Source organism: Chitinophaga tropicalis (assembly GCF_009758205.1).
GTDB lineage: Bacteria > Bacteroidota > Bacteroidia > Chitinophagales > Chitinophagaceae > Chitinophaga > Chitinophaga tropicalis.
Map to the genome: position 1 here is coordinate 66,259 of NZ_WRXN01000007.1, position 14,070 is coordinate 80,328.

The following is a 14,070-nucleotide window of genomic DNA, read 5'->3' on the forward strand; positions in this document are numbered from 1 at the left end:
CTTATTAATTGCCGGACATGGATCAGGCTATTACATATTCAAATGACTCTCAACTTGGACTCTCAACATAGGTGCTTTTAATATGGCCGGTTTCATAGGTAAATATGGTATTCAGCTATATGGTTAATATCTTAGATGTCGTACCTAACGTGGTATAGTACTATTGTCAAAAATAATTTTTTTTACCAGATGCAGAAAGCCCTCCCGGCATAGTACCGGGAGGGCTTTTATGTTATTTGATCTTTAACTACTATTTGTGTATGATTTTCAGCATTGTACGTCTGCTCTGCATGTATTGAGCTTCCGAACAAGGTACGCCTTTATTGCATGGATCATCAGGATCTTTACCGATGTTCTCGTAGTAAAGCTTGCTTGAGGGTACACCTTTCTTCACCAGGTAGTCAATTACAGCATAGCAGCGTAAAGCGGAGAGGTCTTTATTATAAGCGTCAGAACCGCGGCTGTCAGTGTAGGAGCGAACCATCAGTTTCCAGTCAGGATACTGGTTCAGTACTACGGCTACCCTATCCAGCAGATTTCTTGACTTGGTGGTCAGGATAGCGCTGTTATAGTCATAGTAGAACTGCATTTTTTCCATTTTATCCTGGATGGCCACGTCAATATCAGACATTGCTTCTTCCTGTTTTTCCTGTGCAGATTCTACCGGCGCTGGGGTGGCTACGGGAGGTGCAACAGGGCCACCACGTCTTGGAGTGCTGGCGGGAGGAGGATCATTTTTAGCAACTTCCACTGGTGTTGCGGGTGTTGCGGCTGCTACGACAGGAGGAGCTATAGGTGCGCTTACGGGAACCATCGGAGATACTACCACCGGCTCTTCCGGCTTGGTCTCTACTGGTTTTTCCGGTGCTTTTTCAGGCTCTTTTGCTGCTACTGAAGGAGTTGTTATTGGTGCGCTTACCGGAACCATCGGAGATACTACCACTGGTTCTTCCCGTTTGGTTTCTGCCGGTTTTTCTTCCGGAGCTTTAGCCAGTATTACAGGTTCCGGTTTAGTACCTGGTTCAGGATCTTTATAAGGTTGTATACCTTCGTCGTTGTTGAAACGCTCGCTGAAGTGGGTATCCATGAAGCGGTATACGTCATCGCTACCTCCGCCACCGCTACGGTTGGAAGAGAAGTAGCCTTCATACATATTGGCTTTCATGATGAAGCCCAGGTCGTCCCCACCGGAGTTGAAAGGGAAGCGCAGGTTTTGGAGGCGTTTCCATTCAGTACCTTTACCAGCTACACGGAATATGTCAAACCCGCCCATGCCCGGATGGCCTTTACTGGAGAAGTAAAGCATATCGGTTTCATTATAGGTAGGGAATGCTTCGTCAAATGGTGTATTGATGTAGGGGCCGCAGTTCTTTGGTTTGCCCCATTTACCGTTACGTTGTTTTTCACTGAACCAGATATCCATTTTACCTTGTCCGCCTTTCCTGTTGGAAGCGAAGTACATGATCTGACCGTCGCGGCTCAGCGCCACGTGGCCTGTAGAATAGCCGGTGGAGTTGATCTCTTTCAGTGGTTGCAGGGGGCTCCAGTCGTCTCCTGTTTTCACTGACCAGAACACCATCATTATACGTTCACCGTTTACGGGGCCGCGTTTTTTGCGGTTGGCAATGTCCTGCTGCCATGAGTTAAGTGTTACGTATACGGTGTCTTCCCTGGGATTGAAACATACCGGACCAACATGGTAAGGCACAAGGGCCAGCAGCTGCGGCAATACTTCTTCTACGAAGGTATTGGCTACGCCCTGCGAATATTGTTTGAAGATGTAGGCTTTATAGTAAGGTTGGTTGGTACGTGTGTCAATCGCGGGATTACGTTCCGGCAGTACGTTCATGGTCATTTTACGGTAGCCGTTGGATACCAGCAACAGGCCCTGTCTTGTTACGCCGCTCACGTAATCAGAGCCTGGGGAGCTGAGTTCCTTGATATTTTCCATCGCCATTTCCAGCCTGTCAGACTTCCAGGCTATGGCGCTGTCACAACCGGCCAGCATGCTGTGCATAAGGCGCATACTGTCCGACTTTGAACTTTTGAATTTTGCTAGCTGTACTTTCGCGTCTTCATATTTGCCCGCGCTTTTAAGCACTTCTCCATACTCCAGGAATGTTACTGCAGGGCATTCGGGGCGGCTTTGCATTTTGTCATACCAGAAAGCGGCTTCCTCATAGAGGCCAATTTCCCGGCAACAACGCGCTACCCGCTGCAGTACATCAAGAGGAGTCTTATTACGTTTCTTGTTTATTATCCTATTGTACAAAGCTCCGGCAACAGCATACTCCTGCCTTTCAAAAGCCTCATCAGCCATCGTCCGCACGCTTTTTCGCTCCTGGCTAAACAGCATCACGGGCAACAACAGCGCGGTGCATAATAATATTGCGTAACAACGTAGCATATAACAGTTTGATGATCTTTTAATTAAAAATAGCGGGGATTGGACGTACTAAATAGCTTTGAGTTGAATAATATACCTATTGAAATTTCGTGGCTTCCGCTCTGTATACCGCTCATTTTATTCATCATGTAATCATATGAATAACCGATACGGTATTTAGGTGAAATGTAGTATTGTAAGATGGCGCTCGCTGCATTGGCTTTGTCCAGTGTAACAGTTGTCTCGGCAGTTTTCTTTTTGTTCCATAACTGCATGCTTGTTCTGTAGGAGCCGCCTATCCAGAGTAACTGGTCGATGTGCATCATCAGGGTAGCATCTATTGCTGTGGGACCTGCAAAGTCATCTTTCAGCATGAAGGATGGTTTGATGGAGATCTGATCATTTACAGCGAACATGTAACCGGCGGTCAGGTACAGGTGTTGTTTTCTGCGGATGCTCTCATAGGTATAACCTCTCCATTTATAACCGGTGCTGCTATATTTGGAGAAGAGGTCCAGTACAGATACGCCGATATAAAGGGATGGAGAGTAATAGTAGATGCCTACGCGTGCATCGGGAGCAGTTGCTTTTGCAGAGCCATCGGGGATGATACGGTCTCCGTTGTCCAGGTAGATAAAATCTTTACCATTCAGGCCGTACTGGGTGGCGCCAACGCCGAGACCGAGGCAGAGGCGGCGGGTATCTTCATCGTCTAACCGTATACGGTAGGCATAGGATGCGTAGATGGAGATAGCGCTCTGAGGGCCCAGGTTATCCATCATAGCCTGAATGCCCAGGCCAACGTTTGCATCTTTGTTAGCTCTTCTAAGTGGCCCGTCCAGCGATACGCTACCTGTACGGGGTGCTCCTTCGATACCGGCCCATTGCATACGGTACGATGCGTTCAGGTGCAGCACATCTTTATAACCTGCATAGGCAGGGTTTACACTCAGGCCGTTGAAAATATACTGGCTGAACTGGACGCTTTGCTGTGCCCGTGCGCCAGCTGCCAGGCAAAGTAATAATACTACAGTAAACCAATTTTTTGTTGTGTACATAGTTGCACTTTTATGATCACAGTTCATCATTATCTTATTACCATTACCCAGCCCTTCAATACCTGTATTTCACCTGTTGTCTGCTTTAGTTCCAGGCGGTAGTAGTAGGTTCCTTCACTCAGACCTTCTGCCCTCCAGGTGTTCTGGTAGTCTTTACTAACGTATACGGTACCGCCCCAACGGTTGAAAATGTACACAGCGCTACCAGGGAATTTCTCAATGCCCTGTACAATGAATCTGTCGTTCTTACCATCATTGTTTGGGGTCATCACATTGGATACGAACATCTTGTCAGCTCCCGGAGTGATCTTGATACGTGTTGAAGTTCCTCTCTGGCAGTTAGGATCAGAAGGGTCACAGTTAAATGTAGGTACCTTTGAAGTATCTGCAGTACTTACAGAAGCTGTATTACTTATGTACTGAAGTTCTTCCGGCAGCCTGTCATTTACTTTTACCCTGAAGCGTACTGTAGCTGTAGCACCGGCGGCCAGGTTATTAATATTGAAGTTGAAGGTTGGCTGATCATTAGCACCAGTAGGTTCAAAGTATGCACCACCGTCCATTACTTCTTCATACTCTGTACCATCGGGCTGCGGATCATTCACAGTTACCAGCGGGATGGCAATACTACCTGTATTCTTTACATATATATAATAGGTGAGTATTCCGCCGGGGCTTACAGTAGTCTCACCACTTTCATTCACTACCAGTTTCCAGGCTACAAAGGATGTAGTGGTAGATACGGGTAAGCTTACGGAGGGCCCGCTGTTTGAAATGGTGTTAGGCTTGCTGCTATCGCCTGTCATAGAAGGATAGGTATTGGTAAATCCTTTTCCGTTACCATTATCTACCGTGGCTATGTTATCAATGCTGCTGGCGCCTGTCAGATCTACGGCGACTCTTACACGGAAAGAGCGGACAATGTATCCGCCAACCGGCATGGAAGCGATTGTCCATGACAACCTGTTATCGGTGTCGGGCGTCACTGCCCCGTCTGCATCCACAAAAGTGGTGTAGGTAGGGATGATGTCGTTGATAACAACATTTGTGAGTGGCAGTGAGCCGTTATTGCGAACGTGTATGGTATAAGTGATAACGTCTCCTGAGGTAACGGTGCCATTCGGACCGGTAGCCGCGTAGGAGGCGCTTTTCCAGTGCAGGGTGTTCATACCATTATCTACCGGTATCCTGATAGATGGCCAGGCGGTGTTTGTACCGGGGCCGCTGGTGATCAGGTTGGCGGTGGCTGGTGCAGCGGTGCGTTTCTTGCCGCTACCGTCGCCGATATCTACATAACCTGCATTATTTATATAACTAACTCCTGTCAGTGTGCTGTTTACGGTAACGATCAACTGTACATATACATCAGAACCGCCAACGGGTATAGTTGGGATGGTCCATACCAGGTCTTCGGCTGAGCCTTTGATGGGCCCGGTACCGCCGGAGTTACCTACGCTGGCTGTTTGCAGGGTGGTATTGGCAGGGATGGTGTCTGTAACAGTTACGTTGGTAAGTGGTTGATCGCCGGTGTTACGTATATAGATACGGTAGGTGATCACGTCACCTGCAGCCAGCTGGCCGTTGCTACCGCTACCTGAGTAGGTAGCTGTCTTCCATTGAATGGAGGTCATGGCTGTGGGCGCTTTCACTTCTCTAACTGCACCAGCCTTATTATATGCTGTTCCCTCTGCTGAAGTAATAGCCTTTGCCGGCAACCAGGTCATACCTAACATGAAAAGTATCATGAGCAGGCAGTGATCAGATATTCTTTTAGTACCGGTAAGGGCCAGGCCAACTCGCCGCTGCATACTATCTAGCAGGTTTAAACGAGTGGAATCGTATTTTTTGCGCATAGGCTTAGGATTACTGAACAAGTGGTAAGATTTGAATGCTATTGTACCAATTCGTTGCTCTCATCAGAAATGCCGTCCCTGAGTTATTGTTCTTTTATTATATACATAACTCATGACAGGCCGGGGATACATCCCGGGTGTGCGGAATACCGCTACCAGCGCGGTCCACATTTCGTATAAGGCAGTTTTATTCATTGGTCAGAGATTTTGATTTATAAATATCCGGTATTCAAGGATATAGTAAATTCGAATATAAAAATATCTATATTTATTGATAAAACAATATTTTTTCAAAAATTAATGAATAACCTCGGTCCCTACTTCCTTATTATAAATCAGATCATTACAGATTCATCTACTCAACATACTATTCCAGATCGTGCATAAATGAAGGTTAATTAACGCATTTTTCACATAAAAAATTACATATATATAACGAATAGATTGCCATGCTGCCGGAGGTTTACAAAGGATGCTTTATATACTTTAACGCATATACTTTTTTGAGCAGTTAAGAGATTACTCGGTCATTTATATGGCGGGATAAATCACAGGTTTTCCACACACATTAACAATATATCCACAGTAAAATGTTAACAACTTTCTACGATATGGGATACTTCAACGGGTAATACCGGCGTTGCCTGTAATATTATTTTAACAGTTTCAGCCACTTATGTATAAAAAACTGAATATGTCTATCTGACCCGGGAAATGAGGGGATAACTTATATAAGGAGGGAGTGTTTACGGGAGAAAAATGAAAGTATCATTAAATTAGTATATTTACTAATATTTTGTATTCCGGGGTAGCCAGCCGCAGATCCACGGGAAATTGACCTATAGAACGGAACTGAGAATTGTACTGAGTATCAACACACCCATTTTTGAGTACTAGCGCTTATTTTATATATGTCAAATAGTATAAGTTGAATACACACCCGTTATTTCATACATATTTACGCCGCTGAGAGACCATTGCCCATATCTTTTCTCTGAAGAACCGCGTTTTTATCAGCTATGGAAGACAGATACAGGACTCAACAAAGTATGCGGATTCCTGTGCTGCATCTACTGCTAAGTATCTTATATTATAACCAAATTAAAATGCACACGACCATCCTATTTTGTTACAACAACAAGTACTCCGGCAAACTGGAGCCTATTCCAATAGCCCCCTGGCCAAAGTATCTGCATCTGATCCGGGTATCATACTGTTAACGCTTTATACCTGTATATCAACGTGCAAATACTTTTCTGATGAACACTGCAGTCTATAAAATCTTGCTTGTAGATGAAGATCAGGTTTTTGTAAGACAAACCAGGCAGTTACTGATTACACAATCATACGATATTCTTACAGCTGCCTCTGAGGAAGAAGCAATCATCATCTGCCAGCAACATCAACCCGACCTTATCATTTGTGGAGCGCACCTGCGGGGAACAGGCGGGCACCACTTTATTATGGCATTACGTAATGAACCTGTATTTGATCACGTTCCCCTGATCTTTATCAGCACAAGAGAAAACAAGCAGGAAATGCGCATGGCTATGAACCTGGGCGCAGATGATTACCTGGCAAGACCTTTCCGGAAAAGAGACCTGCTGCTAAGCATTCGCTCACGCCTGGGCCGTTTCGCCAAGTTCAATCATGTACATACTGCTGAAGAAACCAGTGCTGTGTCATTATCCAATGCTTCCACTGCCGAACAGGCGCTGTATCACAGGCTTGGCAAGGCAGAAAACAGGATCATTAAAATGATCGCTGAAGGGAAAAGCACCAAGCAAATGGCAGAAGAATTAAATGTCAGTATACGCACTATAGAAAACCATCGCTACAGAATAGCCGGAAAGCTTGGCGTAGCGGGACGTAATGCGCTGACAGAATTTGTGATCAGAAATATCATTCAGCAACAAAAACCATAAGTGAGACACTATAAGCGGACCAGTCATCTCTTATAGTGAGGGAATTGCTCAAAAAATTGCTTTTGCCCTCCGGCAAAAGCAATTTTTTAATAATGGAGTTAACCAGTCTTTGGCCGGTTAAGGGTTAGCTATTTTACTTATCTTACACTACCACCGCTCAACCCGTTTACAGGAACCAAATCAATGGACTATGCTCAGACACATTTCCCTGCTGGCAATAGCAATGCTATTTATTTCATCTGACACTATTGCACAGCAATTCACTATGGAAGCCCTTACTTCAGCTCCTTTCCCGTCAGAACTCACCGCTGCTGCTTCCGGCCAGCGCATAGCCTGGGCTTTCAATGAACAGGGCATCAGGAACGTATATGTGGCAGAAGGCCCTGCCTTCACTCCACGTAAACTAAGCGCCTATACGCAGGATGACGGGCAGGAGATAAGCAGCCTGTCTATCTCAGCAGATGGCAGGTGGGTGATCTATGCCAGAGGTGGCGATCATGGTGGCCGCGACGGTAGTAATCCCATTAATCCTGCCAATGCCCCCATTCCTCCCAAAACAGAGGTATGGGCTATTCCATTTGATGGCGGTACTGCCAAGGTATTGTCTGAAGGCGACTATCCGGCTGTTTCTCCCCGTAGCGACAGTGTTGTATTTATCAAAAACGGACAGGTATGGATAGCAGCAGTGAATGGTGCAGCACCTGCCCGTAACATTATCACTACCAAAGGAAGCAATAGCAACCTGGTATGGGCGCCTGACGGCAGCAGGCTGGCATTCGTAAATAACCGTAATGATCATGCCTATATAGGCATTTACACCAACGTCAGCACTCCGCTGCTGTGGGTAGCGCCGTCTTTTTCGAAAGATGCGTCTCCCCGCTGGAGCCCTGATGGTAAGCAGATAGCTTTTATCCGGACTCCCGGTACGGGCGGAGCGCCGGATTCCATCCTGCCGCGAAAGCACCAGCCATGGGCTATCTGGACGGCAGATCTGGCCACTAACAAGGCCACTCCCATATGGAAAGCTCCCACTACACTGCGCGGCTCTATTCCTACTACTGATGGCGCCACTAATCTATACTGGCCACAGCCTGGTAACATTACCTTCCTCTCCTATCACGATGGCTGGCCACACCTTTACTCTATCCATCCTTCCGGCGGCACACCGCTTCTGCTTACACCCGGCAACTATATGGCTGAACATATCAAACTCAGTCCGGACCGGCAATGGCTTATCTTCAGCGCCAACAATGGCAGCACACCTGAAGATATTGACCGCAGGCATATCATGCGTGTACCGGTTGATAAGGCCGTTCCGGAAATACTTACTACAGGTACAGGTATAGAAGTTACCCCGGTAGTAACAGGCGACAATAAAACGCTGGCCACTCTCAATTCTACTGCACAGCAACCACTGATGCCGGGAGTGATGTCCTTCAGTAAAGGCACGCCCCGTATTATAGGAAAGGAACTTATACCGGCCTCCTATCCGGCGGATAAGCTTGCCACACCACGCATGATAGTATACACCGCTCCTGATGGTATGCAGATACATGCACAATACTATGAACCGGCAGACGGGAAAAAGAAACACCCGGCTATACTGTTCATACATGGAGGCCCACAACGGCAGATGCTGCTGGGATGGCATTATATGGATTATTACGCCAATGCCTATGCGATAAACCAGTACCTGGTGAGCCGGGGGTTTGCAGTACTGTCTGTCAACTACAGGCTGGGTATAGGTTACGGCTATGAATTACATAAACCTGCCAGCGCCGGCATAAACGGCGCTTCTGAATACCAGGACATCAAAGCGGCAGGTAACTGGCTGGCAGCACAACCGGACATAGATGCAAAGAAAATAGGTGTATATGGCGGCTCTTATGGTGGATACCTGACCGCACATGCTTTGGGACGGGATTCAAAACTATTTGCTGCAGGTGTAGATATACACGGGGTACATGACCGAACACAGTTCCCGCCTCCGCAAAACAGTACTCCTGCTCCTGATGCTGACACTGCTGAAAAAGTGGCATGGTTGTCTTCTCCGGTGGCGTATGTGGATACATGGACATCGCCGGTACTTATCATCCATGCAGATGATGACAGGAATGTTTTATTCAGCCAGAGTGTAGGACTGGTACGCAGGCTGGAGAGCAAAGGCGTTCCCTTTGAATATATTGCTGTTCCTGACGATACTCATCACTGGATGAAGTACAGCAATGCCCTTATCATGGAAAAAGCCACCGCAGAATTTTTAATAAGGAAGCTGAAAGAATGACCGGCGGCTAAATTTTCTTAGCCCTGATCTTACTGAGAAATTCGGGCGTGAAGCCCAGGTAGGAAGCGAGCATGTATTGGGGTACACGTTGCATAAACTCAGGGAAGGACCTGCTGAAATGAAGATATCTTTCCTCTCCTGAATAGTCAAAAATATAACGGATACGTTGCTGGGCTGCAGTATACGCTCTCTGTAATACCAGCCTGAAATACCGCTCCAGGGCAGGTATACGGGCAAACAGCTCATCCTGTACCTGCCTGTCAAGAACGGCTATTTCTGCATGTTCTACAGCCTGTATAAAATACTGGGAAGGTATCCTTTTATCAAGGCTGTCATAATCGGTGATCCACCAGTTATCAATACCAAAATGTACGATCTGTTCTATGCCGTTGTCATTGATATAATACATACGTAAGCAGCCTTTCAGCACAAAATAGTTGGCGCTGCATATCTGTCCCTGCCGCAGCAGGTGTTCTTTTCTTTTTACATCCTGGTAACGGAGGTATGAAAACAACACCTGCTGCTCTTCTTCGGTCAGGGGTATGAATTTCTTTATATGTTCTGCCAGTCGCTGCATCGTTAATATTTAGCAGGAGCACCTTTTGCCGGGATGGCGCCCAGTATGAACTTACGCAGGTTATCATTGGCGGCAGCCAGATCATCCTTACGCAGGTACATCATATGCCCGCTCCTGTAACCTTCCCATTTAAGCCGGTCTTTGAGACGTCCGCCGGGGTCCAGCTGCCACATGCTGTACCTGGCATTGAAGTAATCGCATGCGCCGTCATAATATCCTGACTGCACCAGCAGATGCAGGAAAGGGTTCTGGGCAATGGCCTGACGCAGGTTCTCTCCTGTTTTGTTGTCTTTCTGGTCCCAGGGCCATACGTTACCGAACATGTTATACTTAATATCGGTCTTATAGTTCAGCTCATCTCTCAGGTAGATCTGTATAGCCGGTGTAAATGCCTGCAGCCAGGCAGTGAGCTCGGGATTATAATCCGGTTCTATACCGCCGGTTTTACGATCGATGCCACGGTAGCGGGAGTCGAGCCGGCCTACAGTGAAGCCTTCATCACGTAATAGCTCTTTCCAGAAAAGGTTCGTTGATACGTCCAGGTTATTTTCCTGTACCACGCTTTCTTTTATGCCGCTGTAACGGGCTATACGTGCACCTATGCTTTTACGCTGCGCGGCATCCAACGCTCCTCCCCTGGCCAGCGCCGGGATCAGTTCATTCAACGTGAAGTTCTCTACTTCGGGTAATACATCATTCAGATCTTTTCCCTGCAGGTCTGCCGGCAGTTTTTTATGATACCATGCAGTTGCAGCATAATAAGGAAGTCTCAGTGCTGCATCCAGCGGGCCATTCCTTTCAATACCGAGCTCTGTAGGCGATACCAGTATCACGCCGTTCAGGTACATCCATTGCTGGTCCTGCAGCTCCAGCGCCAGACCTGATACGCGGGTGGTACCATAACTTTCTCCTATCAGGAACTTGGGTGAAGCCCAGCGGCCTTTGCGGGTAACGAAGGTGTTGATCCATTCTGCCAGGTATTTGATATCGGCGTTCACGCCAAAGAATTTTGATCCTGGAATATCTTTGCTTACCGGGCGGGAATAACCTGTGCTTACAGGATCTACATATACGATGTCTGCCACGTCCAGGATAGAATGCGGGTTATCTCTCATTCCAAAAGGCTGTACAGGATATCCTTCATCATCGATGTTGAGGATGCGCGGGCCCGTATAGCCGATCTCCATCCATACGGAGGGTGTTCCCGGGCCACCATTGAAAGAGATGACCAGCGGGCGGCCTGATTTATCTTTTACATCCTCGCGTTCATAATAGGTATAGAAAACACCTGCCAGCGGCTTTCCTTCATCATCCCATACGGGAATGCTTCCTGCTGTAGCCAGGTAAGGGATGCGCTGTCCCTTAATGGTCACTTCATGCCGGGTAGTGACAGCAGAGTCTACAGCCAGTATACGGCTGGGAGAAGGCTTTCCTTCGTATTTAGCTGGCGCTTCCTTTGTTTGTGCAGATAGCTGAGAGGCTACCAGGCAGGAGAATGCCAGGGGAAACAAAATGTTGCGGATCATGAGTTGTTGGTAAAATGGTTAGGTCTAAAGATAGTTAAAAGGGAGAATGTTTGTTTTTTGTTGCGAAGGGAATTGTTCAAAACATTGCTTTTGCCTTCGGCAAAAGCAATGTTTTTGAGGGGTATATTACGCTGCGCGCAGCCGCAGATAAAACCAGCGGGAAAGTTATCAAGTCAGGGTTTTATGATCACGTCCTGGCGGCGGGATGCAGGTGTTACCTGCAGCGTCTCGATCTTCCCATCTTTCACCACACCTTCTACAAATGTATTATATGGCGCATGTAGTTTAAAGGACACGTTCCAGTTATCCGGCCATGCGGGCAACAGGTAGATCTTCCGTCCATCTACCTGCATCAGCATTTCCTGTAGTCCTATCATGGCAGATCCGCCCCAGTTATGGTCTGGGGTCCAGTCGAACGCTGGTCCCCAGAAAGCAGGGAAGCGGTGTGGACCGTCCTTAAACTTTTCTGCTGTAAGTGCAGCTGCATCTGCTGTTAACCCCAGCCGGGCAGCAAAGATGCTGTATTGTCTCCAGCCCACATGACTACGGTATTTCACCGCATGCGGATCATACTTCCAGGTGTTGAGCGCTGTATCCAGCCCTGGTTTGCCAACACCATAAATACCCCAGGGGAAAACAGGATACAATTGCGGCGTCTCAGTATTCTGTACCCTGGCCCATGTCTCTGCAGGTGCGAGAACAGTATGGCCGTCTATCTGGCGTAAAGGAATGGGAGGTATTTTTTGCTGTATGCCAGCAATGCGCCGGCGCTGTGCGGTATCCAGCGGCAGCTCCAGCATTCTTTCTGTAATCACTTTCAGCGCTGAGATAACAGTAGTGGAATTGTAGGTTACCTTGAATGTTTCTGCAGAAGAAGTAGGATACAGGATATAATGTCCGGCGCTGTCGAGCGTTCTTGCACTCCGCCTGGCGGCAAGCTGCCGGTAATGTTCATCGTAAAAGGTCAGGCAGCTTTCAATAAAGGGCAGGTATTCACTGATGTCTTTTCCACCGTAACGTTCTGTTTCCAACATCATCAGGCAGAATTCAAACACTGTTTCCCACTGGTATTCCAGCCAGGCATTGTATTCTACGCCCGGATCTGTTCCGGCAGGGCGGTCTGGTCCATATTCCATGATATTAGGCAAGCCAAAGTTCTCCAGCTGTTCGGTGAAGCAGGCTCCGTTATGTTTCCAGTATACTTTACTGCGTAATTCAGCATTTTTCCATGCGCGCATGTAGAAATCAAACTGTGACCTCATCATATCTATATCACCACTTTTCAGCATGGGGAAGTATACCAGCCGCTGGTTCTGGGCAGTCATGGTGCCTCCGCCCCATAAACGGAAGTCCGGTGAGTAAGGGGATTTTTCATCAACATAACGGGGATCGAAGGTGAATAGTCCGCCGTTAAATTTAGTAGGCCATTTACCATAAGCGTTACAGCCTAACATGTAACGGAACAATTCATAGTTGCGGGAAATGGCTTTTACTACAGTGTCTTTACTGTTGATCGAAATATAGCTACGTTCAAAGAATTGTTTCCACCATTGTTGCGTTCTCTGCTTATTGCTTGTGAGCTTTGTAAGCGCATTTAACCCGTTTGTCCATTCATTGAGGGAAGCTGTCTGCCCTACATGCAGTGCAATAGTTATATGCTGTGTTTTTACTGCCTTCCTGCTTTGTAATACCCATGCCTGATACTTTGTATCTGCATATATGCCGGAGTCTGTTCCTGCCGGCAGCATACCGGCGCCATACATTGCACCGCCAAAGGTGTTGTTCTTAATGGGATTGTATAACTGTTCTTTTACGGAATCCATTCCTTCCCTGTGTACTGTATAATCGAAAACATCTTCTCCTTTGTTGCGATGCCAGAACAGCACCTGCTCTTCTTTAAAGCTGATACTGTCTTTAAATGTCTTTACATTGAAAGATGGTTGTTTTTTATAGGAATTAGTGCGGAACTCCCGCGCATCTTTCACCAGATGATCTTCATACCTCCAGGATTCGTATGCAGCCTTTATGCTGACAGGTGTAGTGCTTTTTATTTCTACATGTACCAGTGGATTGAATACATCTACCCACAGATTGACCTGCATGCTTTCTGTGCTGATACGTATGCCGCCTTCTTCCAGTCTTAATTCCTGTTTAAAGTGCTTATTGCTGAAGGGGAACTGTAACCTTATTCTTCCCAGTTTGAGCATGGCATTATTTTCATCGAATGTGCCGCTGCGGGAGAGGTAAAAGAGGATATCACCGTTTTCTACCCATGCGTTGAGGCCGATATCTCCGCCGCCACATGGCATGGATTCTCCTGCGTGATGGCTTTGGGTGTTCCAGGTATAAATGTGCTGAGCGGGTAGGTGATATATGGTGATGAGCAGGAAGAACAACAGGAGATAGCAGTGTTTCATATAATGCATGGAATTCTTGGACGGGTATAAGACAAAAATAAGCT

At 47.0% G+C, this 14,070-nt stretch carries 8 protein-coding genes; 2 read left to right on the top strand and 6 right to left on the bottom strand.

Annotated features, from left to right (window positions below; genetic code table 11):
• Positions 1 to 250 precede the first annotated feature (250 nt).
• The 3 genes from GO493_RS16955 to GO493_RS16965 are packed head-to-tail and all read right to left on the bottom strand — an operon-like array spanning position 251 to position 5,252.
• Complete coding sequence (locus tag GO493_RS16955; RefSeq protein WP_157307410.1) at positions 251 to 2,407, bottom strand: OmpA family protein; 2,157 nt, start codon at positions 2,405 to 2,407, stop codon at positions 251 to 253.
• A gap of 23 nt (positions 2,408 to 2,430) precedes the next feature.
• Positions 2,431 to 3,444: a PorP/SprF family type IX secretion system membrane protein gene (locus GO493_RS16960; RefSeq protein ID WP_157307411.1), complete on the bottom strand. Its 1,014-nt coding sequence runs from the start codon at positions 3,442 to 3,444 to the stop codon at positions 2,431 to 2,433.
• 29 nt (positions 3,445 to 3,473) lie between these two features.
• Positions 3,474 to 5,252 carry a T9SS type B sorting domain-containing protein gene (locus GO493_RS16965; RefSeq protein ID WP_198315741.1) on the bottom strand — a complete coding sequence of 593 codons (1,779 nt, stop codon included), beginning with the start codon at positions 5,250 to 5,252 and terminating at the stop codon, positions 3,474 to 3,476.
• Between the two features lie 1,304 nt (positions 5,253 to 6,556).
• Between GO493_RS16965 and GO493_RS16970 the strand changes: the two genes are divergently transcribed.
• Positions 6,557 to 7,222 (top strand): response regulator transcription factor, encoded by a 666-nt coding sequence (locus GO493_RS16970; RefSeq protein ID WP_157307413.1) that lies wholly within the window; start codon positions 6,557 to 6,559, stop codon positions 7,220 to 7,222.
• 190 nt (positions 7,223 to 7,412) lie between these two features.
• Entirely contained in the window at positions 7,413 to 9,506 is a 2,094-nt protein-coding gene (locus tag GO493_RS16975; RefSeq protein ID WP_157307414.1) for a S9 family peptidase, read from the top strand.
• A 7-nt stretch (positions 9,507 to 9,513) separates the two neighbouring features.
• On the opposite strand, the gene GO493_RS16980 is transcribed toward GO493_RS16975, so the two are convergent.
• The 3 genes from GO493_RS16980 to GO493_RS16990 all read right to left on the bottom strand — a co-directional run bounded on the left by GO493_RS16980 (position 9,514) and on the right by GO493_RS16990 (position 14,026).
• Positions 9,514 to 10,083, bottom strand: a complete 570-nt coding sequence (locus GO493_RS16980; RefSeq protein WP_157307415.1) for a Crp/Fnr family transcriptional regulator — start codon at positions 10,081 to 10,083, stop codon at positions 9,514 to 9,516.
• Positions 10,084 to 10,085: 2 nt separating this feature from the next.
• Positions 10,086 to 11,609 carry a S10 family peptidase gene (locus GO493_RS16985; RefSeq protein ID WP_157307416.1) on the bottom strand — a complete coding sequence of 508 codons (1,524 nt, stop codon included), beginning with the start codon at positions 11,607 to 11,609 and terminating at the stop codon, positions 10,086 to 10,088.
• Positions 11,610 to 11,782: 173 nt separating this feature from the next.
• Positions 11,783 to 14,026: a DUF5703 domain-containing protein gene (locus GO493_RS16990; protein ID WP_157307417.1), complete on the bottom strand. Its 2,244-nt coding sequence runs from the start codon at positions 14,024 to 14,026 to the stop codon at positions 11,783 to 11,785.
• Positions 14,027 to 14,070: the final 44 nt, after the last annotated feature.